Origin of the sequence: Cupriavidus sp. BIC8F (genome assembly GCF_032465815.1) — a bacterium.
In the GTDB taxonomy this organism is placed as follows: domain Bacteria; phylum Pseudomonadota; class Gammaproteobacteria; order Burkholderiales; family Burkholderiaceae; genus Cupriavidus; species Cupriavidus necator.
Genome location: NZ_CP136094.1, coordinates 4,135,954 through 4,160,436, shown reverse-complemented (window position 1 = coordinate 4,160,436; position 24,483 = coordinate 4,135,954). Strand labels below are relative to the sequence as shown.

The window sequence follows — 24,483 nt, the reverse complement described above, 5'->3', positions numbered from 1 at the left end:
CACCGTCGAGGCTTTTCTAGACCCATGGGGGTGTGCGGTGAGGATTCCAAGTGGCAAGAAAACCCGCGTGGGTCGATGGTGCTTCTCCTCTGTTGTGATGCTTCAAGGCATCACCACTGAAGGACCGCATCAAGACAAAGCCCGAGCAGCAGTTGCGAGCCTGACTTACCCGCATTCTTCGTCTTGGCAATTGCTCGCTTTCCTGATTGCTTTCGAGCACCTCCAGTCGCTCGACCACCTCACTTATCAAGGAGGCCTCCTATGCCCACGCAGATTGATTTCGAGAATTTTCCAGCGGGCACATTGGTGCTGAACCTATATGCTGGCAAGGGCGTGGTCTTCCCCTGGGGCGGAATTGTTAATAGCGATAGCCCCGAGGGGAAACCCCATTCAGGCAACAACTTCCTTTTCTTGTTTGGCGGGAGTCCGAAGCCATTAGTATTCTTCACCGGCCCATCTTACGTGGCCCTTTGGGCAGGTACCCGGAACTCTCCGCAGGGAGCAACGGCCTGGGGCCACCTTGAGGCGTGGGACGCGAGTGGAACGCTCCTCGGCGGGACAACCCAACAGCTTGTGGTCAATGCGTGTGATACACAATTACAGGTCAACGCACCGGGAAAATTCATTGCGAGCGTAACTCTGTCCCTAGTTGGGATTGGCCCAGACGGCATGGCCTTCAACCCGTACGCTACCATCGACGACTTGGCGTTCGACGTCGAGCTTCAAAAACTAGAGCCTCCTCGCTGGTACAACCCGTGGTGGTGGGTCGGTCTTCCCGTCCCCCCGCTCGGCGTCTCGGTGCTTCCAGGTCCGCTCCCGGGCGAAAAGTGGGCTGAAGACTTTGCGGTGGCGTTACACGCCGGCGAAACGGCCCGGCTGGCCGCCGACACGGCCGTACGCAACGAGGCTGAGTCCGTTGCACGCAGGCTCGCCGAGATTGCTGCGGAGTCGATTAAGCGCGCTGCGAAGGTGAGCTAGCTTGTTGCGCACCTTAGCACCCCAACTTCGTCTCCTGACGGTACTGCGTTTGTTCGCAGCCGGCAGGGTGCCTCACCAGACGGTAAACACGGCGCTTGGCTCAGAAGCGCAGACCAAATCTGGGTGATTGGAACCGACGCATCAGGGGCGCCGCTCAGTCGAAGGTCGCTACCACAGGGAGCCAAAGCAGGGCGTTGAAGGCTTTGGCCGGACTGAGTTCGCCAACCTTCTCACCGGACAGACGGACGTTTCATTTTCTTTCTTAGCACGGCTTGGCCCCCAGGTCGTGCATATGGTGAGCCTCGACGGCGCGAAAGAGCGATTCGTTAATCCGCGACAATCTCTTCACCTTCAGAAGGTGCTGCGAGTTTGGGCGCACAATCACGTTGGCGAAGACTGTTCTTATGCAAGTTCGGCTGCCCCTAAAAAACACGCTGCGCATTGCTGTACTGGCCTATTGCATGATGCTGGCGTGGTTGTATGTGCGCCAGGACCACTTCATCTACTTCCCGATAACAACAGAGGACCAAGCTTGCACTAACGCCGCTCTCTGGGCCAGGCAGCATCGCTTTGCTTGGCATCGACCACCACGGTGTTGGCCATCAGGTCATGCAGCCCCTGTCTGCGTGGGTTGAACAGCATCCATAGAAATCCTATGCCAAAACTGGCAAAACAGACCAGGTATCCGAGTGTGCGAATGGCAGCTTGCCTTATTGTCATCGGCTCTCCGGTGTCGGCGTCGACGATTCGCAGGCCCAATGCTCGTTTGCCAGGGGAGGTGCCCCAGACCGCCCACATGATGCCTGTCACAATGAGCGGGACGCACTGCAACACAGTCAGCCAGAGAACGACCGATGGGCCCAACGACACCGGTGCGCTCAGGATTTCCTCGGTCGAAGGTCCGACAGGGATGAAGAGCATTAGAACCACCCACCATATGCTGTCAATGAACAGCGCACGGGCGCGGCGGGAATAGGTGGCGTATTGCGTTGTTGTCTTAACCATTGCGAGGTCCAACGGCGCTTCAAAACGTGGCATCGCGCCGGTTGTGTGCACGGAGGACGTGGTCGCCGGTTGGCGCCGACCTTCGCTTTCCGAGAAGCTACCGGTGCGGCGCGCCGTCCTATAAGCAGCTCTGGTTCGGTCTGCAGGTCGGCATACCCAACTTTCTCAAGACTCTAGTTGTCGGCGCCCATGGAAGTCTGTAGTCCTATTAGTTAAGTGTATCCGATAGGCCGAGGCTGACGGAGACGGTCCGCCGACGCTGGAGTCAGCGACCTTCAGGGTGGTCATAGAGTCCCGCGTCCACGCCAGCTTCTCGGGGTGATGGGCGCCCTCGTTCTGCTTGGCGCGCGCGGCCAGGAAGGCGTCCACGGCTGATGTTGATTGCAGGCCGACAGCGAGAAGCAGTTCTCTCTGGGAGGTCCTTGTGGTCGAGCGATAGAAGCTGGTGGCGGTCACCGACTGTGAGCCATCGTGGGCTTTGGCCGTTGATTCTTGCGTTTTCGTTTTTGAACGGCCAATGCTTAAGAATCAACCGGTTAAGCCCTTGAGTCCGACTATTTCGCCGCAGAGACGTCGGCTGAATATTGGGCTAGGATGGGAGTTTCGGCAGGAAGTCGTTGGGTACGATTGAAAGCGAGGAGGAGGCCAATTAGTTGGAGCTTGCTGTGAGCCTGCTGGGCTAGTCTAACGGCTCGGTGTTCTCCTGCTGCCAACGGGCGACGTCGGCTCGCCGCCAATGCAGGGGAAATTTTGTGCCCAAGTAAGCCGGTGGCGGTAAAGTCCACGGGCAGGTGCGTAGGCGCCGACGGATGGTGGCAGGGCTGGCGCCTAGCATTGCCGCCAGGTCGTGGGCGTCGAGATATTTGAGTAGTGTTTGCATCCCGAATATAGGGCCGACTTTTTACTCGCCAAGGCGGCGTCGGATTCTCAGCGCATAACATTGCCGCCGACGTGACGTCAGTCTGGTGCGGACAATCCTGCGAGCCTTGAGCGCAGGGTGGCCTGTACAGTGTCCGCACTGAGCCCTACAGCCGGCGCACATGCAATGAATCGTGTATCGCGTCGACTCGCGATGGCGACCGTCGGATGGTCGTCGATTGCGAGCCACCGGGTGAGTTGGCGTCGCCGTACTTCGGTCAGGATTTCGTCTGCCCGGGAGATTCCCCAGGTTTCGACAACACCGGCGAATCGATGTCCGAGCGGACCGAGGACCCGTCTCAAGCCGTCGTCATCGAGTAGGCGTCGCCAGTCAGAACTCACAATAATTCGCACGTCAGGGTATGGCTCCAAAACGTCAACGAGGATGGGCAGCCAGACAAACAACCTTTTGTTGGCAATCAAGCGACCGGCGCCGTCCAAAGCGGGCTCATCGGCCGAATGAAATACACCATCAAAATCTGTGAAGAGAACGAGGCCGCGTGAGTTGCTTCGTGCCATGGAGCTCTACCTGGGACGGACCCTGCGCAGGGTCTCGTAGGAAACGACCCGGTTACCGAATCCGAGTCTCGGTGAAACGCGCCGCTGCCCAGTGTTCAGGACGATGCCCGCTGGTAATTGCGTCGTTGAGCCATTGTTGTAGTTCTGCGTGGCCTGGCTTGGCGCCACTTCGACGCCGAGCTTTTTGAGGGCAATCGGCGCTAGAATTTCAACTGGCCTAACGGGTATGGCCGCGCCGGAGAGGATGCTCCTTTTTGCTTTGGCGTAGACACGAAGACCAAGCCGCACAAGAACGCCGTCGGCTATCAGCGAGCGCAGAACTCTGCTGGCCTGAGTACTGCTCCAAAATTTGGCGAACTCCGACCGTACGAACACGTCCTCGCTCGACTCTTCGAGGAACCGTTTCAAGCGCGTGGCTACCGTCATGGGCATAGTCGTCAGGGTGTCCGCATAACGCGTCGGCGGTGCACTTTTTTACCAGCCAAGTATTTGCTGAACTCGCGTCATTACCCAACGCTGTTCTGCTTCTGACACGTCCCACAGTCCGCGTCGCACTTTTTGGGCGACGGCATCGCGGGTACGAGCCAGGTTGAACTCGCGAGACCATGATGGGTTCTCGGATTCCTTGCGCACACAGTACGCCGCGAGCTGCAGAGCTAAGTCCTCGCATGCCCGATATCGTTCCAAGAGTTCGTCGTCTGAGAGTCCGGCGTGATATCTGCCGCCCTCGAGGCGAAGAGCGATTTTTGGCTGTGCGCCGGCCAGTGATGCCGCATGTGGCTCACGCGGGAATTCGTCCGGAACTACGTCGTCTGTTCGCACCCCAGCCCCTGAACCAATGTTGTGTTATCCCGTAGCAGGGGACATTGCACCAGCTTTGACGTCTGCAGTCGTCTAACCGTGCCAGACGTAGTCGGCATCGACACAAGCCCGTTGTTTCCCACGTAGCCGACGACGCCGACTTAACAGAGTCGTCCCGGCACCGGCATCAGAGTCAACGGCAACAATTGCAGAGCATGCCTCGCCCGTCGCGGTGGCGTCCCGTTAGTCCAACAAATGATGGCTGCCCGCCGCTATCTCCATCAGCTCCGCCGAGGATAGGATGACTTCCTTCCCGGAGTTTTCGGCGTCGTGTTCCCACATTGGCATGGTAGGCCGTAGTTCCGGTGCGCGGTTAGGTGGCCAGCAGACGGCTCCGCATGGCACTGAGGAACGCTTCGACAAAGTTCAGAACGACATCGATATCTTGCGACTCAACGTGCTTCGGCTCCCAGTAGTCATCGCTTTGCCATGCTTGCAGTAGACCAACGGCGCGCTTCTCGGCTTCGTCCGCCATTCGCTGTCCTGTGGGCAATTGCTCCAACATCCGGGACAGCTGCGATGGAACAGCGTGAAGCGGAACGTTGAAATACATACTTCCGCAGGAGCAGAGCGCATCGAATGCAGCTTGAAATCGCGTCGAAGTGGAGAGAGCCTTGATGCGGGCATCAGCGACTTTAGTCAATGCCATGTCCCAACGCCTGCGGACGGTGTCAGATTCTTCGCCGACATGCCTTGCGCCGAACGGATACATGTTTCCGCTCATTCCCTCCAACTTTTCCGTGAGTTCTTTGATAGCACGGTCGTCCCCGAGGCCGTGACCTTTGTAGAGCCAAACACCGAACCTCTTGAATGCCTCTGGCCAACCATATTTCTCGCAATGGAGAGCCAGCCACGTCCGAACGCCACAGGCTTCGACATATCGCATGACCTTGTCGAATTCGGAGAGCTCGGCCCAGTCAGCCATATCCCCAGCAAACTCATAGGTCGTGCCAACAACGCGATTTTGCAACGCGGCAGGTAGGAAGGCTTGGGCTCCCTCCAGGCCATAGACGCGTGCCCACGAGGTTGTGAGCACAATTCGCAGCTCTGGGTAAGGTTCCAGTAGCCGTGCAAGCAGTTCCGCATACTCGAATAGAACGTGGCCCTGGACGCGAATCTCAGGTTCGCCATTGACGTGATGCACGCCGTCAGGATGTAGGCAGCCGTCGTAAGCCAGGAAGAGGATTGGATGCATGTGAATAAGGCTATGATTGTCGACAAAGCAAACGCCAGCCTCTTGCCAGCGCCGCCAAAAAACTTCATTACTCTGTGGTTCGCCACCGCTGCGCCCCTTTTTGTTTCGGGAAATCCACGCGTGAACGAATCCCCTATCTTGCATCGGCCACGTCGTCATCCGAGAAGCTGTCAGTCACGTCCCTATACATGGCAACACCGCTTGCACGGCACCAGGCGGCCCACGTGTAGCCGGCGTCGATAGACATCCCTGACGCCCCTTCGAGGACGTACCTACGCCCGGAACGGGTAACGCCCGTGCGGCTGTCCATATCGAACTCCACGATTGCCGAACTGACACGTCCAGTCCAGCGGTCGCGGCGAGTCCCCACAAAATGGCGCTCGCCCCTTTCAGTTTCGAATACCCGCCCATCGCACCAGGATGACCTCTGGCACATTGTCAGTCGAGCGAGCTCGCCATATCGTCATAGCAACCCCATCAATCCCAGTTCGTTCTCGCTCACCGCAACGCCGAGCCCTGATACGTAGGCGTCGCAGCGATGCACGCAATTGTCGTAGTCGAGAAATAGCACCTCTGGCGGAACTTCTCGCCGGAATTTCTCTTTGGGAATTTCCCTTCTTGCACCCATGAGTCTCTCGACCGTTTGCTAGTCGGCATGTTCGAACACTCCTGCTACCTCAGCCCGCAGGGGCGGGGCCCCCGTCGAAGCGATGAATGTCGTCAGGCTGGAGGCAACCGTCGAAACCTAAGAAAAGGATTGATTTCATTTTCCGTCTTTGTAAAAGCGCAAAGGGGGTAGACATGCGCGTTGCGTCCTGCCCCACTTGGGCCGACTAGTTGGGAAGATGTCCGTGCAATGTTCCATTGTAGACTCATAACAGGGAAACGCAAAGAGTGGAGATTCAATACGGGTTGCCATGAGCATCAGACTTCGCGCAAAGTTGTGTGCGCTATGGCCAACAAAAGTGCGAACACCCTGCTTCAGATTGGATGCCGAGTGCGGGAGCTTCGCGAGGCTAGACTGCTTTCGCAAGATGACTTTGCACGGGTCGTCGGATGCCACCGGAGTCAGGTCAGCCAGGTCGAGCGTGGCGTCAAGAACTTGTCTGTGGACACCATCGAACGCTTCGCCCTCGCGCTAGGGGTGGAAGCGGCATCTTTGCTGCAAACCGGGCCCGCCGTCCCCCGTGGCGCTCCCGAATCACTACCGCTGCGGGAACTTGTCTCGCAAAACATTTTTTCACTTAGAAGCGCTGGTGGGTTCGCCCAAGATGCCCTGTCCGAGACTGCGGGGTTATCGCGTAACTATGTGTCCACCCTCGAAGTTCATAAGAAGAATGTCTCTCTGAGCCATCTTGAAAAGCTCGCTTCGGTGTTGGACGTTCCGATAAGTGTCCTGTTTGAACGGGAGCTTCCGCTGGATAGAATTGCGGGGCGCTCCCGCTGATGGCGCACGTGCGTGTTCGTATTGATGCTGTCCGTGAACGACGGAGCATCGATTCCATGCTCAGATTAGTGAACCACCGGGCGGGCGCTCTCGAGCGAAGATATCGGGCGGCTTCCCGCAGTGGTTAATGTAGAACGTGTAAACACATTCCGATGTCGTGACTCGAGCCCTACTAAGAAACGCTGTCACGAAGTGCTGCTTGGCCCCTTCGTTTCATCCTTCGGGGACGGGCGCGCCCGATGGACAAGTTCTAATGTCAACAGGCAAATTTTTCTATTGTAGACCCAAAATGTGGGGATTTACATAGGGGTGGCCATTTTTTTTGGGAGAATTTTCAATTCTTGGGCGTTTAGGGTACCTCGCTGCCGCGCCTTGGTCCGGAGAATCGCACTAATATCGCAGCGTTGGTCCGCAACGTCATGCGAAGCAAGGAGAGAGGGGGGTTCGAATCCCCCTCTCTCCGCCAGAACACTGTGCAAAGCGAAGCCGCCCGTCTGGGCGGCTTTTTTTGTTTCCAGTCCCTGGTGGCATCCGTGATGCCTGATGGGCTCAAAGAAAAGCCCTCGGCCAGGGTAGGCGAGGGCTTGAAGTAGTAGTGGGCGAGTCGCGGGATCGCCCGTGAGGATGGTCGTATAGGACCTTGTATCGCGCATCCCTCTAAATAGAGGTGTTGCCGCAGGGCGACATGGCTATGCCAGTCATCACGACGAATGCATGCCTTCCAACTCGGCGCGCCGGATTGACTGAGTGCGCCGATCCAGTTGTTCTGTCCGCCAGTATTCAATGTCCGTGAGAGGGCTTCCGTCATGTATCCGGTGCCCGGTATCCTCTCGACCATGACCAAACTCACCTTCCAACTCGAAATCCGCCCCGCCTTGTCCGCAGACGCGCAAGCGGTGGAAGACATCCTGACCGACACCTACCTCGGCACCTGGAAGCCGCAACTGACAGCTGCTGCGGCAGCCGCCTTTGAACGGCAAGGCAAGATCCGAAGCTATGTCGAAGCGCGCCTGCAGGCATTCCGCGTAGCCTGCGTGGATGGCGTGCCCGCGGCCATGGTGGACTGGGAAAACAACTTCATCTGGGCCCTGCATGTCGGGCGGACATGGCAACGCATGGGGCTGGGCGGGGCGCTGCTGGCCCATGCCGAAGGCGACATTGCCCGCGCCGGGCATCGCGAGGCGAGGCTGGAGACGGACACGTTCAACGTGCAAAGCCGCGCGTTCTACCGGCGCCATGGTTATGCCGAGATCGATTTCTATCCCGACGAGAGCTGGGACAGCGGCTTTATGACTGTGCTGTTGTCGAAAGCGCTGCCGCCAGCCTGAGCCTGTGCGCCGGCGCCGACATGGCACGGTAGCCAACCTCATGCGCAAATTGCATGAACCTGCCTGCCTGCTCGTGAAAGAATCAGGTATCTCTTTCGACTCAACATTAGACATGCGAACGGCCGCCTCGCCGGCTGCGATGGTGGTCGTTAACGACGCGATTTGGCAATGGAAACAGCAATGAGACGCCGTCAGAAGCGCGCGCGGGCAGTCCTACGAGGTCGGTCGCGTGTCGTTGCGTGGCGTCGGCCACTGGAATTTCTGGGACTTGCGGTTCAGGCCATCGCGAAACGCAAGTCCAGTAAATTCCATGCGCAGCCACTGCATGACCAGGCCGGCTGTGACGGGCTGATTCACGCGCCATGGTGCGACCGAGTCCATCGGGAAGGTCTCGGCAAGCACCAGACTCAGCAGTTGGTTCAAAGTCCAGGCCATCGAGCGAATTTGCATCCACAACTCCAGCACGGTGCGCGTTTGCTGCCAGAGATTGCTCACGCCGAACCAGCGCTTGAGATTGTGGAACAGCGGTTCTATGCCCCAGCGGCGCGCGTACAACTGCACGACCTCCTCGGCGCTCAAGTCCGTTTCGGTCGCGAGCAGCAGACGGGGCTTGGTCCAGACCTGTTTCTTCGCATCGAAGAACTGGCACCAGACGGCACGCACCAACGCGCCCTTGAGGAAGCGAGCGCGGGCCTCGGCAGAGCGCAGGCGAACCTGCTGGTCTTTGCCATAGAGCGGCATGCGCAGTTCGATCGCGGGCAGTGCTTCGATGGCCTCGGCATTCAGGCGCTCGCCATAGATGCGCTTGCGACCACGTCTGGGTGTAGTTGGCGGTGGCGGGACGAGAAACAGTGCGGTGTCGATGCGCGCCTGTCCAATCACATGCATTTGTCTGCGCAGCAAAGGCAATACCAGGCGGGCGCGCATGAACCACGAATCGAACAGTACGCGCACCGGCTTGTTGGCCACCCCTGCCAGAGAGCGGACCAGCACCAGCGCAATCTTCAGCTTGTTGCGGTTGCCGGCGTTTGGCACCAGCCGCGAGAGAATTGGCAGCACCAGATTTCCCCCTCCGTTGCCCAGCGCGCTCACGCCCAGTGTGACCCAGCACTGGGCCCGCATGAATTGCGGCCGATTGATCTTTCGGCTGTGGTCGTGGCGATACGCGCAACCGGGCGCCTGCTCCGAGGAGCGCGGCACCAGCGTATCGTCGATGACCAATGTCAGCACATCGCATGGCAGCACTGTGAGCACCAGCAAGAACAATCGGCGGGCCAAACGCACGGTGCGCAAGCTGCCGCGCTCGAGAAGCTTGTAGTAGGTCGTCCAGTGCCTGCGTCGCGCGATGGCGCTGATAGCGCGCGTCACCCAGCCTTCTGGCGAAACCATACAGCCGCACAGCAGTTCGATAAAGCTCGCGCGAGAGCGAATCGGCACGGCCAGAAGCAGGAGGTTGATCCATTCGGACAGACACAGTCGTACACGGTTGGACAAAGACATGGGCAATCGCAAGAGGACCGAAAACGATCCTCATTGGCCGCCGCGCTGCTTGCGCTAAAACCCGCGCAAGCAGCGCGGCGGCCACACGATCATTGCCCCATGTCAAGCATTTTTCGATTTCTTGAATCCGTTTCCAACCCGCTCGTTGAGCGGGCCTGAATGTCTAAAGTTGAGTCTTTCGAATCTCTGGCACTTGCCCCCATGTCCGACCCCATCGTCCACCTCAACGGCACCCTGACCCCCCTCTCCGAAGCCCGCATCCCAGTCCTCGACCGCGGCTTCATCTTTGGCGATGGCATCTACGAAGTCATCCCTTACTACAACGGCAAGCCATTCCGCGGGGACCAGCATCTGGCCCGCCTGCACCGCAGCCTGGAGGGCATCGGGATTCCCGATCCGTACAGCGCCGGGCAGTGGCTGGAGCTGGTCGGCGAGGTGGTCCAGGCCAACGGCCTGTCGGACCAGCTGGTCTACATCCAGGTGTCGCGCGGCGTCGCCAAGCGCACGCATGCGTTTCCGAAGGAGGTCGTGCCGACGGTTCTGATCATGACCAACCCGATGGCGTTGCCGTCGGCGCAGATGCTTGAGCAGGGCGTGGCGTGTGTGACGATGGAGGACCGGCGCTGGTTGAACTGCCAGATCAAGTCGACGTCGCTGCTGGGCAACGTGCTGGCGGCGCAGCATGCGGTGGAGCACGGAGTGATCGAGGCGATCCAGTTCCGGGATGGCTGGCTGACCGAGGCGTCGGCGTCCAATGTGTGGGTGGTGCGCGATGGCCGCGTGATGGCGCCGCCCAAGGACAACCTGATCCTGGAAGGCATCCGCTACGGGTTCATGGAAGAGGTCTGTGCCGCGATGGGGATTGCGCTGGAGGCGCGCCGCATCGCGAAGGAAGAGGTGTTCGCCGCCGATGAGGTGCTGCTGTCGTCGGCCAGCAAGGAGCTGCTGCCGGTGGTGACCATCGATGGCCGCGCCATCGGCAAGGGCGTGCCGGGGCCGGTCTTTGCCCGGCTTTACGCTGCGTACCAGGCTGCCAAGGCTGCGCTTTGAGCGGATTTGCGTGCGTGCTAGGATGCCTCGGGAATCATCGAGGAGTCAGCCATGGCCAAGCGTGAGCGCGGCCGGCGTGCCCTGCAGGACGAGGTTAGCCGGCGCATCCAGCAAATCTATGAAATCGGCGAGGACGGCGCCAAGGTCCGGGTGCCGGCGCCTGTGCCGCACGCGCGCGACGCCCGCGGGCGCAACTGGAATATGACGGGCTTCGGTAATGCATCCGGCTACGAGGCCAGCATCCGCGCGGTGGTCGACAAGGTACGCGACGAGTTCGACCTGAGCGAAGCGCCGGAGAACCGCGCGCCCAATCCGTTCGGGGACTGAAGCGCCGGCCGCCGTCCTAGTCGACCGATACGACGATGGCGACGCGCCGGTTCTCGGCGCGTCCGGCGGCGGTGCGGTTGTCGGCCACCGGGCGGCTCTTGCCCCGTCCGCGAACTTCGATGTGTTCCGGCGCAAAGCCGGCGCCCGCCAGCAGCCTTGCCACGGCTTCGGCGCGCCGCACTGACAGCGACTGGTTGTATTCGGCCGAGCCCGCGTCGTCGGTGTGGCCATCCACGCGCAGGCGCTCGATGCCCGCGCCCTTCAGCGCCCGCCCGAGGCGCTGCACGTTGGCGGCGCGCTCAGCGTCGATCAGATCCTCATTGAATCCGAACAGCAACTTGTCTGACAGGCCGAGTTCCCAGCCTTCATCGGTCAGCGCGAAGCCTTCCTGCTTCAGCACCGCGACCTGGGCCGGAGACAGCCCGGTGGCTGGCGGCGCGGTCTGGCAGCCGGCCAGCGACAGCCCCGTCAGCACGACGGCGGCGAGCCAGAGTTTCCACAGGGACTTCCAGCAGGGCGGGGTCGGGCGTTCGGGCATGCGGGCTCTCACTGCGTGACATCCAGGCGTGGCTCGGCGCTTTGCCAGGTGCCGCCGGAGCGCCGCTTGGCACCGTACATGGCGGCGTCGGCCGCGTGCAGCAGCGCCTGGCTGCCTTGCGCGTGGACGGGGAAAACGGCCAGGCCGATGCTGAGCGACGCCTGCACCGTGCTGCCGTCGGGCAGGTCGATCGGGGCGGATATCGCCTGCAGGATATGCTCGGCGATATGGATGGCGTCGCGCGGCGCGCGCAGCGCTGCGGCCAGCACGGCGAATTCGTCGCCGCCGATGCGTGCCACGGTGTCGCCGGCGCGCAGGCTGGCGCGGATGCGCTGGGCCACGGCCACCAGCACGGCATCGCCGGCGGCATGGCCGTGGCGGTCGTTGATGTTCTTGAAATCGTCACTGTCCAGGTACAGCACGGCCGCGTATTCGTCGTTGGCCGCGGCATGGCGCACGGCGTGCTCCAGCGCTTCGACGAAGGCGGCGCGGTTGAGCAGGCCGGTCAGTGCATCGTGGTTGGCGCGGTGGGCGAGCGAGCGGTTCTCGTGCTGCATCTGATTCTGCCAGGTCTGCAGTTCGTCCAGCAGCCCGTTGAAGTCCTCGCTGAGGGCATTGAGTTCCGCGATGCTGGCCGGCGGCGTGCGCTGCGCGAAATCGCGCTTGGAGCGCACCGCGTGCGCCACGCGCATCAGGTTGCGCAGCGGCTCGACGATCTGGACCAGCAGCCGGCTGGCCAGGTAGTGGGCGCCGACGGCGGTCAGCAGCAGGCAGCCAAGCAGGCCGAGCGCGCCCTGCAGCAGGAAATGCAGCAGGTTGCGGGGGTCGCCACTGACGCGCAGCTTGCCGACCGGGTGCGTCTGGTGCAGGATCGGTTGTTCCACGACGCCCATGCTCAGCCACTCGCTCAGCACGTGGCGCAAGCCGGTCAGTGGCGCCTGGCCGGGGCGCTGCCATTCGGCCAGCACGTGGTTGTCGTGGTCGTAGACGGTGGCGCGCGCGATGTCCTCGGATGCGGCGATGGCCGCCAGCGTCTCGCCGGTGGCCGCCTGGTCGCGGAATACGACCGGCGCTTCCAGCGTGTAGGCGATCGAGCGGGCCACCAGCCGCACGTTGTGTTCCGCATAGACGCGCAATGCGGTCAGGCCAAGGGCGGTCAGCGACACCCCGGCAGTGAACACCGCGATCAGCGCCACGCCCAGATGGATCCGGCGCAGCACCCTATAGAGGGTGGGGCGGGCGCCGTTGCCGCGCGCCGGCTGGTGCGCGCTCATGACGGCGCTCCCTTGCGTCGGCCCAGCTGCAGCACACCGGGGTGCACGTGCACGCCGCTGCGGGCGAGCGTGTCGAGGTTGACGCGGAACGAGACCTGCTGGTCGCGGATGTTCAGGCAGAACATGCTGCCGACCTCGCACTCGAAGTCTTCCTCGGCGATCACCAGTACCGGGCGGCCGGTCAGTTCGCCCGACAGGCGCTTGCGGCGGGCTTCGTCCATGGCGCCGACGTAGAGGGCATCGCAGGCCGGGTGCAGCATGTCGGCCAGCACGTCGACCTGGCGCGTGCGCACCGACCGGCCGTTGGCGAGAGTGCCCCCTTCCATCAGCCGTGCGGAGTAGCGGCTGGTGCTGTCCACGCACAGCCGCACGGGGTCGCGCTCGACCGGCCAGCGTGCATACCCCAGCAGGCTGAAGACCACGCGCGCGACCAGGTCGGTGCGCTGCGGCGCGGGCTGCGCCGTCACCGCCGGCGGCAGCATGGCCGGCAGCACCGCCAGCGTCATGGCGAGCAGGGCCGGCAGCGCGCGGCGCAGCAGCGGGGGCCGTCGGGCGGAATCGGCACTGGGAAGGGCGCTGGCTGGGGCAGGAGCCATGGTCTGGGGCAGGAGGTTCGGTACGGCCGGTATGGGTGGCTGGCTGGCCGCAGCCGCGGTTATTGTCCGGGGGCGGGTTCCGGGCGGTCAAGCGTTCGGTACGGGCGGGCCCGGCCCCGGAACGCGCTTGTGTGGGCATGCTTCCATGGGGCCGGTTTGCGACGCGGCGTGATACGGAATGTTTAACGGTTTTGCATTGTTTTCCTGAAGTCAGGCAGGAACGCGCGCAGCGCTTCGCCGTGGCGGACACAACACTTAGAATGGGGCCATCGTCCCCAACGCGCGCCTCGCCGCAGCATGCCGCCATGATTGCCGACCCGCTTTTCCGCTTCCTGCACGTTGCCGGCGTTGCCGTCTGGGTGGGCGGCATGTTCTTCGCCTATCTGTGCCTGCGGCCCGTTGCCGGCACCGTGCTGGAACCGCCGCCGCGGCTGCGGCTCTGGCGCGGCGTGTTTGCCCGTTTCTTCCCGTGGGTGTGGGCGGCGGTGATCGCGATCCTGCTGAGCGGCGCGGCGATGATGGCCGCAGTGGGCATGTCCGCTGCCCCACGCAACTGGCACCTGATGATGGGCATCGGCCTCGTCATGACGGCGATTTTCTGCTACGTGTGGTTCGGGCCGTATCGCGTGCTGGGCCGGGCCGTGGAGGCCCAGGACTGGCCGGCCGCCGGTGCCGCGCTGAACCGCATCCGGCAGGCGGTGGGGACCAACCTGGTGCTCGGGCTGGTCAATATCGCCGTGGCCACGCTGGGGCGCTGGCTGGCCTGAGCGGCCCGATGCCCCGGCATGGCCCAGCATCGTCGTATCACCACCAGGCAAAGGGAGAGCCGTTATGCGCGCCATCGCATGTGTTGCCGTCCTTGGTCTTGCAGTGGCGGGCGCACCGGCCCGCGCCGAGCAAAGCAATGGCCTGAGCGCTGAATATGAACGCTGCATGGCCAAGGCCATGTCGACCGCCGACATGCTCGGCTGCGCCGCGACCGAAACACGGGTCCAGGACGTGGCGCTGAACAGCGCCTATCAAGCCTTGCTGCGGCGGCTGGAAGCGCCGCGCACCGGCCAGTTGCGGGTGGCGCAGCGTGTCTGGCTGGAGTTCCGCCAGGCCAATTGCGCCTATATGGCCAATCCGGCCGGCGGCACGGCCGCGCGCGTGGCCGGGGCGACCTGCATGGCCCGGATGACGGCCGCGCGGGCGCGCGAATTGCGTGACTTCGCCACCGAGGCCGCCGCCCGGTGAGCGGGCCAGCCATGTGCTAGAGTTCCCAGACACCTGTGCTGCGGCACGTCTCACCAGGAGATGGATCATGGCAAGTGAATCGCGGAACAACCTGAAGGCCTTTGTTCAAACCGCGCCCCAGGCGGGGCGCTATGTGTGGGTCATCGCGCAGGTGGACTTCGGCGCGCAGCAGATCCGGCGCGCCATCGTCTCGGACGACACCTTCACCACCTCGGACGCCGCGCGGGTGGCGGGCGAGGCCCAGCTCAAGGCGATGGCCGAAGACCACTAGCGAGTGTTGCGCGCCGGCATCTTTGTGATCAACGGATACCGTTTCTTACATTGCGCCGGGATCGGTGCGCGCTAGACTGTGGGCATGTTCCTCCACAAGAAAGGACTCCCATGACACTTCGCGCGCTCCGGCCGGCCAGGGCCCTCCTGCTGGCGGCCCTGCTGGCTTCCGGCCTGACGTTCAGTGCGGCGTCGATGGCCCAGGTGTCGGTCAACATTGCCATCGGCGTACCGCCGCCGGCCCCGGTCTACGAGGTCGTGCCCGCGCCGCGCTCAGGCTATGTCTGGGTGCCGGGCTACTGGGACTGGGATGATCACTACCACAAGCACGCCTGGAAGAAGGGACGCTGGGAACGTGAACGCCCCGGCTATGTCTATGAGTCGCCGCGCTGGATCCAGTCGCGCGACGGCTGGGTGCTGGTACCGGGTCGCTGGGACCAGGGCGGGCACAAGGATAAGGGCCACAAGGACAAGGGCTATCACTGCCCGCCCGGCCACGCCAAGAAGGGCGAGTGCTGATGTGCCAGCCGCCCGGCGCCGCACGGTGACGCCGGGTGGCCTTGCCATGCTACGATCGCCGCCATGACAACCGCGCCCGCGCGGCGCATCGGCGGCGGATACCGGAGGTAGCAATGGCAAAGCACGTTTTCACGCGCGCGCAGTATCTCGACATCCTCAATGACAGCCTGCGCAAGCATCCCGGCTGGCAGCCCGGCATGGCCTTTGTGTTCCTGCCGCCTGGCGCCGATGCCAGCCAGGCCACGGCCGTGGGCTGCACCGGGCCGATGGAGGCCATTCCGGTCTATGCGGAAATCCAGCGGGTGGCCGCCGAACTGATCGAAGTCGGCAACGAATAGCGGCGCCGGTCGCCTTGCGGCCGGTGGGTGCCGCGGGTGCGTACAATACCGGCCTCTACAGACTTTCGGATAATGCCGTGAAGAAAACGGACCTGGAAAAAAACAAGGGCCTGAAGATCGCCAACAGCCTGAAGCAGGCTACGGCGGGGCGGGGTATTCCCGGCGGCGCTGCGCGCCCGGACCGGCGCGAACAGCGCCGGCTGGACCAGGAGCAAGGTCTGGTGCCCTTTGCGTGCAAGCTGGACGGCACGCTGGTCAAGCGCCTGCAGGCGCTTGCCGTGGATCACCCGGGTGGCATGACCGGGCTGCTCAATGAACTGCTGGCGGGCGCGTTGCCGCCGGAGCAGGCCGAGAGCTGAAACATGGTGGCCGCGCCCGCGGCCACCTGTCTGAACCCATCAGGTCACGAGCGGGTCAGTCCTCTTCTTCTTCGTCAAGGAATTCGCGGCGCAGCATCCAGTTGGCGATGGCTTCGTCGCAGACGCGCTTGAATTTCTGCTTGTCCGGCATCTTGTCGAACAGCTGGAAATTGACCAGCGCCATGCCGGCATCGGTGATATAGAACATCCGGCTCGGATCGTCATCATGGACGATGCGGCCATCGATGGCGTCTTCCTCGCTTTCCGCCGGCATGTCTTCTAGCTCGACTACGCGGCAGGTGAAGCGCGGGCTGCGGGTGTGGGTCAGATACTCGAACTCGTCGTGCATGACCTCGCCGCCTTTGCCTGCGATAACGGCGAAGCCCCAGATAAAGCGGGGCATCGGCAGATCGGACAGATCTTCAATCTCGTCCATGGTGTTCTCCCTGATTCAATCTCCGCATTATCGCCCGGAACGCCGCCACCTCAAACGGTGACGTGGCGCTTAGGGCTTTGCGAGGCAGTTGGCCAGCGCCGGCGCGGCGTTTTCGGCCTGCATCAGGTCGCGCAGCGTGCCTTCCTCGCCCTTGGTCCACCATTCGTAGCGGCCGCCGACATAACGCGCACCGGAAGCCGACACGGTGCTGACCGCCAGCACCGGCTTGCCTTCGATGCGGAACACCGCCGCCTGGTTGTCCGGGCTGTTGAAATAGCGCACGGAAAGCGTCTTGCCGCCGTCGCACTGGTAGTGCACGGTGCGCACGTCCGGGAAGCGCACGCCCTCGATGCCGGGCGCGCGGGCGGCGTGTGCCGCGGCGCACGCGCCGAGGGTTGCGAGCAGGGCCACGGCGCGGGCGCAGGACAGGATCGGGCGAGTGGTCATGGGTTTGCCTTGGCCAATAGGTGGTGTGTCAGCCAGTTGAGATGGGCGGCGCCGGCGGCGGTTCCGCCGGCGTCCGGGTCAGCCGAGCATGTAGCCGGCGGCGAGCGTGCGGAAGCTCTCGATTTCACGCGCCTGCCAGGCCTCGCTCTTGCCGAGCTCCTCGGCCAGAATCGCGGCCACGGCCGGCGCGGCGTCCACGGCGGCACGCGCGTTCAGGAACAGCGCGCGGTTGCGGCGGGCCAGCACGTCCTCGACCCGGCGGGCCAGTTCGTGCCGGGCCGCAAAGCGCACGTGCGCCTCGGTCAGGCCCGACGCCGGTGCAAGCATCCGGTCATATCCGGGCAGCGCGCGCAGCAGGTCCAGCTCATTGCCGTAGTAGCGGTCCGGCGAGCCGGAATCCGGCGGCGGCAGCCCGGCCGGCAGCCCCGCCGCGCCGTGCAGGGGCAGCTCGGCGGTCACGCATGGGGCCGCGCGCACCATCTGGCGCTGGATCGCGGTCTCGATCACGTCTTCGGCCATCTTGCGGTAAGTGGTCCACTTGCCGCCGGTGACGGTGATCAGCCCGGCCTTGGACACCAGGATCGTATGCTCGCGCGACAGCGACGCGGTAGAGGCCTCGCCGGTGGCCCGCACCAGCGGCCGCAGGCCGGCCCAGACGCTGGTGACGTCGGCACGGGTCGGATCCCTGGCCAGGTAGCGCGAGGCGGTTTCCAGGATGAAATCGACGTCGTCGGCACCGGCGTCGGGCTCCAGCGGCAGGTCGCGGCGCGGTGTGTCGGTGGTGCCGACAATGGTGTGGCCGTTCCAGGGCACCACGAACAGCACCCGGCCGTCGTCGGTCTTGGGGATCAGGATGGCACGCTCGCCCGGCAGGAAGCTGCGCGGCAGCGTCAGGTGCACGCCCTGGCTGGGCGCGACCATGGCGCGCGCGCGGCCGTCCTCCATCTGCCGGATCGCATCGACCCACACGCCGGTGGCGTTGATCACGCAGTCGGCGCGCAGGTGGAAGGTGGCGTCGCCCAGCGCATCCTGCACGGTCACGCCGCTGATCACGCCGCCTTGCTGGCTCAGCCCGGTCACGCGCATGTAGTTGACCGCGGTGCCGCCCACGTCGAACAGCGTGCGCATCAGCGCCACCGCCAGCCGCGCATCGTCGAACTGGCCGTCGAAATACAGGTTGCCGCCGCGCAGCGGACGCCCGCCGACGTGTTCGGCCAGGTTGGGCGCCGCGGCCAGCACCTCGCGGTGGTTCAGCCAGCGGCTGCCGGCCAGGTTGAGGTCGCCGGCCAGCATGTCGTAGACCTTGAGGCCGATACCGTAGAAGGGCTGGTCGAACAGCTGGTAGGCCGGCACCACGAAGCCCAGTGGCCACACCAGGTGTGGCGCGTTGCGCGCCAGCAGGCCACGCTCGTGCAGGGCCTCGCGCACCAGGCTGATATTGCCCTGGGCCAGGTAGCGCACGCCGCCATGGACCAGCTTGGTGGCCTTGCTGGAGGTGCCCTTGGCAAAATCCGCGGCTTCGACCAGCAGCGTACGGTAGCCGCGCGAGGCGGCGTCGACTGCGGTGCCCAGGCCGGTGGCGCCGCCGCCGATGACAATCACGTCCCAGCGCGGCTCGCGCTCCAGGGTGGCGAGCAGGGCGGCGCGGTCGGGGGGCTGGATCGGGGTGGAGACTCTCTGCATGACGCTTTTTTTTGGGGAGTGTGTTCGGGGTGGGCCGGCGCTCAGACGTGGCTGCCGTTGGCTTGGTCCTCGCGCGCCCAGTCGCGCGCGCGGTCGACGGCGCGATGCCAGCGCGCCAGCCGGTGGCTGCGCGCGTCAGCCGACAGGTTCGGCTCAAAGCGCCGCTCCACCTGCCATTGCTGCGCGATCTCCGCCGGATCGCTCCAGTAGCCGGTGGCCAGGCCCGCCAGGTAGGCGGCGCCCAGCGCGGTGGTTTCGGTCACGCGCGGGCGGACCACCGGGGTGCCGAGCAGGTCGGCCTGCATCTGCATCAGCAGGTCGCTGCGCGAGGCGCCGCCGTCCACGCGCAGCTCGGCCAGCGAGATGCCGGCGTCCTTCTGCATGGCTTCCAGCACATCGACGCTCTGCAGCGCGATCGATTCCAGCGCCGCGCGCGCGATCTGCGGCCGGCCCGTGCCGCGCGTCATGCCGACCAGCGTGCCGCGTGCAAAGGGGTCCCAGTGCGGCGCGCCCAGGCCGGCAAAGGCGGGCACCAGCACCACGCCGCCGGTGTCGTCGCACTGGCGCGCCAGCGGCTCGACCTCGGGCGCGCTGTTGATGATCTTCAGGCCGTCGCGCAGCCACTGGATGGTGGCGCCGCCCATGAACACGCCGCCTTCCAGGCAATATTGCGTCTGCCCGCGGATCTGCCAGCCGATCGTGGTCAGCAGCCGGTTGTGCGACGTGACCGGCTGCGAGCCGGTATTCATCAGCAGGAAGCAGCCGGTGCCGTAGGTGTTCTTGGCCATGCCCGGCGACAGGCAGGCCTGGCCGAAGGTGGCGGCCTGCTGGTCGCCGGCGATGCCGGCAATGGGGATCTGCATGCCGAAGAGCCGCGCCGAGGTGCGCGCCACCTCGCCGCTGGACGCCACCACCTCGGGCAGCAGCGCGTGCGGGATGTCGAGCAGCGCCAGCAGCGCGTCGTCCCACTTGAAGCTGTGGATATTGAACAGCATCGTGCGCGAGGCATTTGACACATCGGTGACATGGCGCGCGCCGTCGGTCAGCTGCCAGATCAGCCAGCTGTCGACGGTGCCGAAGGCCAGCTCGCCGCGCTGGGCGCGTTCGCGCGCGCCTTCGATGTTGTCGAGCATCCAGCGCAGCTTGGTGCCGGAGAAGTAGGCATCGATGATCAGGCCGGTCTTGTCGCGGAACAGCTCGCCGTGGCCGGCGGCCTGCAGCGCCTCGCACATGGGCGCGGTGCGGCGGTCCTGCCAGACCAGCGCGCGTCCGACCGGCTCGCCGGTCTTGCGGTCCCACAGCACGGTGGTCTCGCGCTGGTTGGTGATGCCGATGGCGCGCACCTGCGAGGCCGAGATGCCGGCATCGGCCAGCACCGCGTGCGCCACCGCCAGCTGCGATTGCCAGATCTCGTAAGGGTCGTGCTCGACATGGCCGGGATGTGGGTAATATTGGCGGAACTCGCGCTGCGCGAGTCGCACCACGTTGCCGGCATGGTCGAACAGGATGGCCCGCGAGCTGCTGGTGCCCTGGTCGAGCGCCAGCACATATTGCGGCTCGGTGGGAAGCTGGGACGATGCAGGGCGCTGGGCCTGCGCGGCTGGCTGGTTCATGCGTTCAATCCTGACAATGACAAAGCACGCCGGCCCGGCCGGCGCATGGATTCCTGATGGCTGAAACGTCTTCCTTGCCGCCCGCGGACCCCGCGGGCAACCTCGCCGCGCAGATCGCCGCCTCGCTGGCGGCGCGCAGCGGCTTCGATGCCGCCGCCAAGCTGCGCCTGATGGTGGCCGGCCAGCAGGTTGGCTGGCTGCCGCGTGCCCATGCGGCAATCCTGCGTGGCATGGGCGCCATCCTCGGCCCGGACGACCCCCTGGCCGATGGCACCACGGCGGTTGAACTGCTGCCCGGGCGCAATGACTTCGACGCGCGCAGCGCCGCGCTGCAGGCGCTGGCCCGCCAGCTGGCCGATGCCGGCCACGTGCGCGGCTGGCGCGACGAACTGTTCGCGGTCACGCCCGCGCTGGACGCGGCCGCACTCGCCGTGGTGGAACGCGCGGCGGCGCGCTTTCTCGGGCTGCTGACCTTTGCCTCGCACATGAACGGCATTGTCGATGGCGGTCCCGCCCTGTGGATTTCGCGGCGCAGCCCGGCCAAGTCGGTCGACCCCGGCATGTGGGACAACCTGGTTGCCGGCGGCATGCCGCACGGCAGCGATCCGCTGTCGACGCTGGTGCGCGAATGCGAGGAAGAATCCGGCATCCCGCCAGCGCTGGCGCAGGGCGCGCAGGCCCACGGCGTGATCGAGGTGCTGCGCGACCTGCCTGAGGGCGTACAGTGGGAGCAGGTCTACGTCTACGACCTGCTGCTGCCGCCCGGCTTCACGCCGCGCAACCAGGATGGCGAGGTCAGCGAGCACCGGTGCGTCGATGTGGCCGCATTGCTTGCTATCATGTCGGCCGGCGCCATGACGGTCGATGCGACACTGGTGACGCTGGATGCCCTTGGGCGGCGCGGCTGGCTCGGTCCTGACCAGCGCGCCTGAGCCGTCGCCGCGGGTTCCGCCTGTGCCGGTCTTGCCGACCTCGCTGACCTGATTTTCCCGGCCTTGCGCCGCGCCACTCCGACAGAACAACACACCATGAGCAACACCGGATTCATCCTGACCCTCTCGTGCCCCGACCAGCCGGGCATCGTCCATGCCGTCTCGGGCCTGCTGTTCCAGCACGGCTGCAATATCGTCGATTCCGACCAGTACGGTGACGAGTACGCCGGCCGCTTCTTCATGCGCGTGCATTTCACGCCGGCCGCCGGCGGCCCGGACCTGGACACGCTGAAGGCCGCGTTCGCGCCGGTGGGCGACCAGTTCGGCATGCAGTGGGAGCTGAACGACGCCGCCGTCAAGCCGCGCGTGATGATCATGGTGTCCAAGATCGGCCACTGCCTGAATGACCTGCTGTTCCGCGCCAAGGTCGGCGGCCTGCCGGTCGAGATCGCGGCCATTGTCTCGAACCACCGCGACTTCTACCAGCTGGCGGCGTCGTACGACGTGCCGTTCTTCCACCTGCCGCTGATGAACGCCTCGGCCGAGCAGAAGGCTGCGCAGGAAGCGCGCGTCTTCGACGTGGTGCAGGAGCAGAAGATCGACCTGGTGGTGCTGGCGCGCTACATGCAGGTGCTGTCCGACGGCCTGTGCCGCAAGCTGGCCGGCCGCGCGATCAATATCCACCACTCGTTCCTGCCCAGCTTCAAGGGCGCCAAGCCGTACTACCAGGCGCATGACCGCGGCGTGAAGCTGATCGGGGCGACCGCGCACTACGTCACCGCCGACCTGGACGAAGGCCCGATCATCGAGCAGGAGATCGAGCGCGTGGACCACAGCATGGACCCGGAGCAACTGACCGCCGTCGGCCGCGACGTGGAATGCGTGGCACTGGCGCGCGCGGTCAAGTGGCATGCCGAACACCGTATCCTGCTGAACGGCCACAAGACCGTGGTGTTCAAGTAAGCTCGCCGTCCCCCGGTTCCCGCGCCCGCGGGAATCCTGCCGGTTCACGGCTGCCGCATCCCCGCCGGCGCGAGGATGCCGGGCCAGCGGGTCAGTCCCGCTCCGCCACCACACACTTCACCCCACTGTCGGCCACGATCTGGTCGAACGGCGCTGCCAGCGGCTCATCGGTAAAGAGCCGGTCGACCTGCGACACATGCGCCAGCTCCACCATCGCCTGGCGGTTGAACTTGCTGGCGTCCGCCGCCAGCCACACCTCGCGTGAATGCTCGATGATGGTCCGCGCCACCTTGACCTCGCGGAAGTCGTAGTCGCGCAGCGTGCCGTCGGTCTCGATGCCCGAGATGCCGATCAGCCCGATATCCACCTTGAACTGGCGGATGAACTCCACCGTGGCCTCGCCCACGATGCCGCGGTCGCGTGAGCGCAGCACGCCGCCGGCGACGATGACCTCGCAATCGGGGTTGTCGGCAAGGATATTGGCCACGTTCAGGTTGTTGGTGATCACGCGCAGCCCGCGGTGGTGCATCAGCTCGCGCGCTATCTCTTCCACCGTGGTGCCGATGTTCAGGATCAGCGAGCAGCCCTCGGGCACCGCGGCGGCCACCGCGCGCGCGATGCGCGCCTTGCCCTCGGCGTTGAGCACCTGCCGCTGCCGGTAGGCGATGTTCTCGGTGGTGGAGCCCTCCACCCGCACCCCGCCATGGAAGCGCGCCAGCATGCCGTTTTCGGCCAGCAGGTTGACGTCGCGGCGCACCGTCTGGAGCGTGACGCCGAACTTGCGCGCAAGTTCGTCGATGGAGGCAAAGCCCTGGGTGCGGACTTCTTCGAGCAGGGCCGTCTGGCGGGGATTCAGGGTCATGCCGGGATTCTAGTTCAAACAAAAACGAAAACAAAATGATGCGGTGCACTATTGTTTTATGTTCGTTTTGTTGCTAAAACGAGCGCAAAGCCAAGATTTGTGCGCCTGCATCGTCGCCAAAGCTGTGATGCGGGAAGCATATCGAACATGGAGACCGGATGCAGCTACGTTTGGAAGGCGTCGCACAGCAGGCAGGTTCGCAGGCGTATCTCTATCCGATGACGCTCGCGCCGGTTCCGGGCGCGGTGACCATCCTGCTGGGCGCCACGCAGGCGGGCAAGACGTCGCTGATGCGGGTGATGGCCGGGCTGGACCGGCCCAGCGCCGGCCGCGTGCTGGTCGACGGCCACGAAGTGACCGGCATGCCGGTGCGCGAGCGCAATGTGTCGATGGTCTACCAGCAGTTCATCAACTACCCGTCGCTCAAGGTCTTCGACAACATCGCCTCGCCGCTGCGGCTGCGGCGCAAGGCGCCGGCCGCAGAGATTGCCGCGCGCGTGCGCGAGCTGGCCGGGCGGCTGCATATCGACCACCTGCTGGACCGCTATCCGTCCGAGCTCTCCGGCGGCCAGCAGCAGCGCGTGGCACTGGCGCGCGCGCTGGCCAAGGAGGCGCCGCTGATGCTGCTGGACGAGCCGCTGGTCAACCTTGACTACAAGCTGCGCGAAGAACTGCGCGAGGAACTGGCGCAGCTGTTCGCGCATGGCGACGCCACCGTGATCTATGCCACCACCGAGCCCGGCGAAGCGCTGCTGCTGGGCGGGCATACCGCGGTGCTGGACGCGGGTGAATTGCTGCAGTACGGCCCGACGCCCCAGGTCTTCCACTATCCCGATTCGCTGCGCGTGGCGCGTGCGTTCAACGATCCGCCGATGAACCTGGTCGAGGGCAGGCTGCAGGGCGGCTGGGTCACGCTGGCCGGCGAGATCTCCGTGCCGGTGCCCGGCGCGGGCGGGCACGACGGCCCGGTCACGGTGGGGGTGCGCGCGTCGGCATTGCGCCTGGCCGGTGAGCCAGGCGCGGTCGCGGTGCCCGGGCGCGTGGCGCTAGCCGAGCTGTCAGGCTCAGACACCTTTGTCCACGCCGATACCCCGGTGGGCAACCTGGTGGCGCAGTTCGCCGGCGTGCTCGACCTGGCGCTGGGCGAGCCGGTGTCGCTGCACCTGCTGCCCGAGCAGATCTACCTCTTCGACGCCGACGGGCGCCGCATCCACGCGCCGCGCCGGCCGGGCGGGCTGGCCGCGGACGTGCCCGGCGGCGCGGCCGCGGCTGCCGGGGCAGGGGCCTGA

Annotated in this window: 28 protein-coding genes; 14 read left to right on the top strand and 14 right to left on the bottom strand. The window is 64.7% G+C overall.

Going from position 1 to position 24,483, the window contains the following annotated elements:
• Positions 1-261 precede the first annotated feature (261 nt).
• A complete protein-coding gene (locus RS901_RS19520; RefSeq protein WP_316150585.1) occupies positions 262-978 on the top strand; it encodes a hypothetical protein in 717 nt (238 codons plus the stop codon).
• Between the two features lie 537 nt (positions 979-1,515).
• Here RS901_RS19520 and RS901_RS19515 read toward each other — a convergent pair.
• The 5 genes from RS901_RS19515 to RS901_RS19495 form a co-directional block, all read right to left on the bottom strand.
• A complete protein-coding gene (locus RS901_RS19515; RefSeq protein WP_316150583.1) occupies positions 1,516-1,983 on the bottom strand; it encodes an RDD family protein in 468 nt (155 codons plus the stop codon).
• Between the two features lie 957 nt (positions 1,984-2,940).
• A complete protein-coding gene (locus RS901_RS19510; protein WP_316150582.1) occupies positions 2,941-3,420 on the bottom strand; it encodes an HAD domain-containing protein in 480 nt (159 codons plus the stop codon).
• Positions 3,421-3,426: 6 nt separating this feature from the next.
• Positions 3,427-3,846: an S-adenosylhomocysteine hydrolase gene (locus RS901_RS19505; RefSeq protein ID WP_316150581.1), complete on the bottom strand. Its 420-nt coding sequence runs from the start codon at positions 3,844-3,846 to the stop codon at positions 3,427-3,429.
• Between the two features lie 748 nt (positions 3,847-4,594).
• Positions 4,595-5,476, bottom strand: coding sequence for an HAD domain-containing protein (locus RS901_RS19500; RefSeq protein ID WP_316150580.1), 882 nt, complete (start codon positions 5,474-5,476; stop codon positions 4,595-4,597).
• A 463-nt stretch (positions 5,477-5,939) separates the two neighbouring features.
• Entirely contained in the window at positions 5,940-6,104 is a 165-nt protein-coding gene (locus tag RS901_RS19495; RefSeq protein WP_316150579.1) for a hypothetical protein, read from the bottom strand.
• Positions 6,105-6,332: 228 nt separating this feature from the next.
• On the opposite strand from RS901_RS19495, the gene RS901_RS19490 reads away from it, so the two are divergent.
• Entirely contained in the window at positions 6,333-6,923 is a 591-nt protein-coding gene (locus RS901_RS19490) for a helix-turn-helix domain-containing protein (RefSeq protein WP_316150578.1), read from the top strand.
• An 836-nt stretch (positions 6,924-7,759) separates the two neighbouring features.
• On the top strand, positions 7,760-8,251 hold the full coding sequence (locus tag RS901_RS19485; protein ID WP_316150577.1) for a GNAT family N-acetyltransferase: 492 nt from the start codon (positions 7,760-7,762) through the stop codon (positions 8,249-8,251).
• Positions 8,252-8,464: 213 nt separating this feature from the next.
• On the opposite strand, the gene RS901_RS19480 is transcribed toward RS901_RS19485, so the two are convergent.
• A complete protein-coding gene (locus tag RS901_RS19480) occupies positions 8,465-9,751 on the bottom strand; it encodes an IS701 family transposase (RefSeq protein ID WP_316150576.1) in 1,287 nt (428 codons plus the stop codon).
• A gap of 201 nt (positions 9,752-9,952) precedes the next feature.
• Here RS901_RS19480 and RS901_RS19475 point away from each other — a divergent pair, with 201 nt between their 5' ends.
• Both RS901_RS19475 and RS901_RS19470 read left to right on the top strand, forming a co-directional pair.
• Complete coding sequence (locus RS901_RS19475) at positions 9,953-10,801, top strand: D-amino acid aminotransferase (protein WP_035818312.1); 849 nt, start codon at positions 9,953-9,955, stop codon at positions 10,799-10,801.
• A 51-nt stretch (positions 10,802-10,852) separates the two neighbouring features.
• Positions 10,853-11,128, top strand: coding sequence for a hypothetical protein (locus RS901_RS19470; RefSeq protein ID WP_013957332.1), 276 nt, complete (start codon positions 10,853-10,855; stop codon positions 11,126-11,128).
• Between the two features lie 16 nt (positions 11,129-11,144).
• Here RS901_RS19470 and RS901_RS19465 read toward each other — a convergent pair whose 3' ends face one another.
• From RS901_RS19465 to RS901_RS19455, 3 genes are read right to left on the bottom strand one after another with little or no spacing between them, the layout of a single operon-like run.
• A complete protein-coding gene (locus RS901_RS19465; RefSeq protein WP_316150569.1) occupies positions 11,145-11,666 on the bottom strand; it encodes an OmpA family protein in 522 nt (173 codons plus the stop codon).
• A gap of 8 nt (positions 11,667-11,674) precedes the next feature.
• The gene (locus RS901_RS19460; protein WP_316150567.1) at positions 11,675-12,940 is read right to left on the bottom strand and encodes a diguanylate cyclase domain-containing protein; all 1,266 of its coding nucleotides are present in this window, start codon (positions 12,938-12,940) and stop codon (positions 11,675-11,677) included.
• Positions 12,937-13,536 (bottom strand): YfiR family protein, encoded by a 600-nt coding sequence (locus tag RS901_RS19455; RefSeq protein ID WP_316150565.1) that lies wholly within the window; start codon positions 13,534-13,536, stop codon positions 12,937-12,939. Before RS901_RS19455 ends, RS901_RS19460 begins: the two co-directional genes overlap by 4 nt.
• Before the next feature lie 305 nt (positions 13,537-13,841).
• Here RS901_RS19455 and RS901_RS19450 point away from each other — a divergent pair, with 305 nt between their 5' ends.
• From RS901_RS19450 to RS901_RS19425, 6 genes are all read left to right on the top strand, one after another.
• Positions 13,842-14,303, top strand: coding sequence for a CopD family protein (locus RS901_RS19450; protein ID WP_316150563.1), 462 nt, complete (start codon positions 13,842-13,844; stop codon positions 14,301-14,303).
• A 64-nt stretch (positions 14,304-14,367) separates the two neighbouring features.
• Positions 14,368-14,772: a lysozyme inhibitor LprI family protein gene (locus RS901_RS19445; protein ID WP_316150561.1), complete on the top strand. Its 405-nt coding sequence runs from the start codon at positions 14,368-14,370 to the stop codon at positions 14,770-14,772.
• Positions 14,773-14,839: 67 nt separating this feature from the next.
• Positions 14,840-15,043 carry a hypothetical protein gene (locus RS901_RS19440; RefSeq protein ID WP_316150559.1) on the top strand — a complete coding sequence of 68 codons (204 nt, stop codon included), beginning with the start codon at positions 14,840-14,842 and terminating at the stop codon, positions 15,041-15,043.
• 110 nt (positions 15,044-15,153) lie between these two features.
• Positions 15,154-15,561: a hypothetical protein gene (locus RS901_RS19435; protein WP_316150557.1), complete on the top strand. Its 408-nt coding sequence runs from the start codon at positions 15,154-15,156 to the stop codon at positions 15,559-15,561.
• Positions 15,562-15,674: 113 nt separating this feature from the next.
• Positions 15,675-15,899, top strand: coding sequence for a hypothetical protein (locus tag RS901_RS19430; protein WP_010814355.1), 225 nt, complete (start codon positions 15,675-15,677; stop codon positions 15,897-15,899).
• Between the two features lie 77 nt (positions 15,900-15,976).
• Positions 15,977-16,258 carry a hypothetical protein gene (locus RS901_RS19425; RefSeq protein ID WP_041228006.1) on the top strand — a complete coding sequence of 94 codons (282 nt, stop codon included), beginning with the start codon at positions 15,977-15,979 and terminating at the stop codon, positions 16,256-16,258.
• Positions 16,259-16,313: 55 nt separating this feature from the next.
• Here RS901_RS19425 and RS901_RS19420 read toward each other — a convergent pair whose 3' ends face one another.
• From RS901_RS19420 to glpK, 4 genes are all read right to left on the bottom strand, one after another.
• On the bottom strand, positions 16,314-16,694 hold the full coding sequence (locus RS901_RS19420; protein ID WP_114132477.1) for a hypothetical protein: 381 nt from the start codon (positions 16,692-16,694) through the stop codon (positions 16,314-16,316).
• Between the two features lie 69 nt (positions 16,695-16,763).
• The gene (locus RS901_RS19415; protein ID WP_316150554.1) at positions 16,764-17,141 is read right to left on the bottom strand and encodes an MliC family protein; all 378 of its coding nucleotides are present in this window, start codon (positions 17,139-17,141) and stop codon (positions 16,764-16,766) included.
• Between the two features lie 78 nt (positions 17,142-17,219).
• Complete coding sequence (locus RS901_RS19410) at positions 17,220-18,824, bottom strand: glycerol-3-phosphate dehydrogenase/oxidase (RefSeq protein ID WP_316150553.1); 1,605 nt, start codon at positions 18,822-18,824, stop codon at positions 17,220-17,222.
• Between the two features lie 41 nt (positions 18,825-18,865).
• Positions 18,866-20,437: a glycerol kinase GlpK gene (gene glpK, locus RS901_RS19405; RefSeq protein ID WP_316150552.1), complete on the bottom strand. Its 1,572-nt coding sequence runs from the start codon at positions 20,435-20,437 to the stop codon at positions 18,866-18,868.
• Between the two features lie 56 nt (positions 20,438-20,493).
• On the opposite strand from glpK, the gene RS901_RS19400 reads away from it, so the two are divergent.
• Both RS901_RS19400 and purU read left to right on the top strand, forming a co-directional pair.
• Entirely contained in the window at positions 20,494-21,369 is an 876-nt protein-coding gene (locus tag RS901_RS19400; protein WP_316150551.1) for an NUDIX hydrolase, read from the top strand.
• A 96-nt stretch (positions 21,370-21,465) separates the two neighbouring features.
• Positions 21,466-22,332, top strand: coding sequence for a formyltetrahydrofolate deformylase (gene purU / locus RS901_RS19395; protein ID WP_316150550.1), 867 nt, complete (start codon positions 21,466-21,468; stop codon positions 22,330-22,332).
• 91 nt (positions 22,333-22,423) lie between these two features.
• Here the strand turns inward: purU and RS901_RS19390 are convergent, their stop codons facing one another.
• The gene (locus RS901_RS19390) at positions 22,424-23,194 is read right to left on the bottom strand and encodes a DeoR/GlpR family DNA-binding transcription regulator (RefSeq protein ID WP_316150549.1); all 771 of its coding nucleotides are present in this window, start codon (positions 23,192-23,194) and stop codon (positions 22,424-22,426) included.
• A gap of 158 nt (positions 23,195-23,352) precedes the next feature.
• On the opposite strand from RS901_RS19390, the gene RS901_RS19385 reads away from it, so the two are divergent.
• On the top strand, positions 23,353-24,483 hold the full coding sequence (locus RS901_RS19385) for an ABC transporter ATP-binding protein (protein ID WP_316150548.1): 1,131 nt from the start codon (positions 23,353-23,355) through the stop codon (positions 24,481-24,483).

Excerpts from the sequence above, each read along its gene's own strand:
- RS901_RS19435 (WP_316150557.1), top strand. The coding sequence starts at position 15,154 with ATGACACTTCGCGCGCTCCGGCCGGCCAGGGCCCTCCTGCTGGCGGCC.
- purU (WP_316150550.1), top strand. The coding sequence starts at position 21,466 with ATGAGCAACACCGGATTCATCCTGACCCTCTCGTGCCCCGACCAGCCG.
- RS901_RS19410 (WP_316150553.1), bottom strand. The coding sequence starts at position 18,824 with ATGCAGAGAGTCTCCACCCCGATCCAGCCCCCCGACCGCGCCGCCCTG.
- RS901_RS19475 (WP_035818312.1), top strand. The coding sequence starts at position 9,953 with ATGTCCGACCCCATCGTCCACCTCAACGGCACCCTGACCCCCCTCTCC.
- RS901_RS19510 (WP_316150582.1), bottom strand. The coding sequence starts at position 3,420 with ATGGCACGAAGCAACTCACGCGGCCTCGTTCTCTTCACAGATTTTGAT.
- RS901_RS19415 (WP_316150554.1), bottom strand. The coding sequence starts at position 17,141 with ATGACCACTCGCCCGATCCTGTCCTGCGCCCGCGCCGTGGCCCTGCTC.
- RS901_RS19390 (WP_316150549.1), bottom strand. The coding sequence starts at position 23,194 with ATGACCCTGAATCCCCGCCAGACGGCCCTGCTCGAAGAAGTCCGCACC.
- RS901_RS19490 (WP_316150578.1), top strand. The coding sequence starts at position 6,333 with ATGTTCCATTGTAGACTCATAACAGGGAAACGCAAAGAGTGGAGATTC.
- RS901_RS19440 (WP_316150559.1), top strand. The coding sequence starts at position 14,840 with ATGGCAAGTGAATCGCGGAACAACCTGAAGGCCTTTGTTCAAACCGCG.
- glpK (WP_316150552.1), bottom strand. The coding sequence starts at position 20,437 with ATGAACCAGCCAGCCGCGCAGGCCCAGCGCCCTGCATCGTCCCAGCTT.
- RS901_RS19465 (WP_316150569.1), bottom strand. The coding sequence starts at position 11,666 with ATGCCCGAACGCCCGACCCCGCCCTGCTGGAAGTCCCTGTGGAAACTC.
- RS901_RS19480 (WP_316150576.1), bottom strand. The coding sequence starts at position 9,751 with ATGTCTTTGTCCAACCGTGTACGACTGTGTCTGTCCGAATGGATCAAC.
- RS901_RS19400 (WP_316150551.1), top strand. The coding sequence starts at position 20,494 with ATGGCTGAAACGTCTTCCTTGCCGCCCGCGGACCCCGCGGGCAACCTC.
- RS901_RS19445 (WP_316150561.1), top strand. The coding sequence starts at position 14,368 with ATGCGCGCCATCGCATGTGTTGCCGTCCTTGGTCTTGCAGTGGCGGGC.
- RS901_RS19450 (WP_316150563.1), top strand. The coding sequence starts at position 13,842 with ATGATTGCCGACCCGCTTTTCCGCTTCCTGCACGTTGCCGGCGTTGCC.
- RS901_RS19520 (WP_316150585.1), top strand. The coding sequence starts at position 262 with ATGCCCACGCAGATTGATTTCGAGAATTTTCCAGCGGGCACATTGGTG.
- RS901_RS19385 (WP_316150548.1), top strand. The coding sequence starts at position 23,353 with ATGCAGCTACGTTTGGAAGGCGTCGCACAGCAGGCAGGTTCGCAGGCG.
- RS901_RS19420 (WP_114132477.1), bottom strand. The coding sequence starts at position 16,694 with ATGGACGAGATTGAAGATCTGTCCGATCTGCCGATGCCCCGCTTTATC.
- RS901_RS19460 (WP_316150567.1), bottom strand. The coding sequence starts at position 12,940 with ATGAGCGCGCACCAGCCGGCGCGCGGCAACGGCGCCCGCCCCACCCTC.
- RS901_RS19495 (WP_316150579.1), bottom strand. The coding sequence starts at position 6,104 with ATGGGTGCAAGAAGGGAAATTCCCAAAGAGAAATTCCGGCGAGAAGTT.
- RS901_RS19500 (WP_316150580.1), bottom strand. The coding sequence starts at position 5,476 with ATGCATCCAATCCTCTTCCTGGCTTACGACGGCTGCCTACATCCTGAC.
- RS901_RS19485 (WP_316150577.1), top strand. The coding sequence starts at position 7,760 with ATGACCAAACTCACCTTCCAACTCGAAATCCGCCCCGCCTTGTCCGCA.
- RS901_RS19455 (WP_316150565.1), bottom strand. The coding sequence starts at position 13,536 with ATGGCTCCTGCCCCAGCCAGCGCCCTTCCCAGTGCCGATTCCGCCCGA.
- RS901_RS19430 (WP_010814355.1), top strand. The coding sequence starts at position 15,675 with ATGGCAAAGCACGTTTTCACGCGCGCGCAGTATCTCGACATCCTCAAT.
- RS901_RS19505 (WP_316150581.1), bottom strand. The coding sequence starts at position 3,846 with ATGACGGTAGCCACGCGCTTGAAACGGTTCCTCGAAGAGTCGAGCGAG.
- RS901_RS19470 (WP_013957332.1), top strand. The coding sequence starts at position 10,853 with ATGGCCAAGCGTGAGCGCGGCCGGCGTGCCCTGCAGGACGAGGTTAGC.
- RS901_RS19515 (WP_316150583.1), bottom strand. The coding sequence starts at position 1,983 with ATGGTTAAGACAACAACGCAATACGCCACCTATTCCCGCCGCGCCCGT.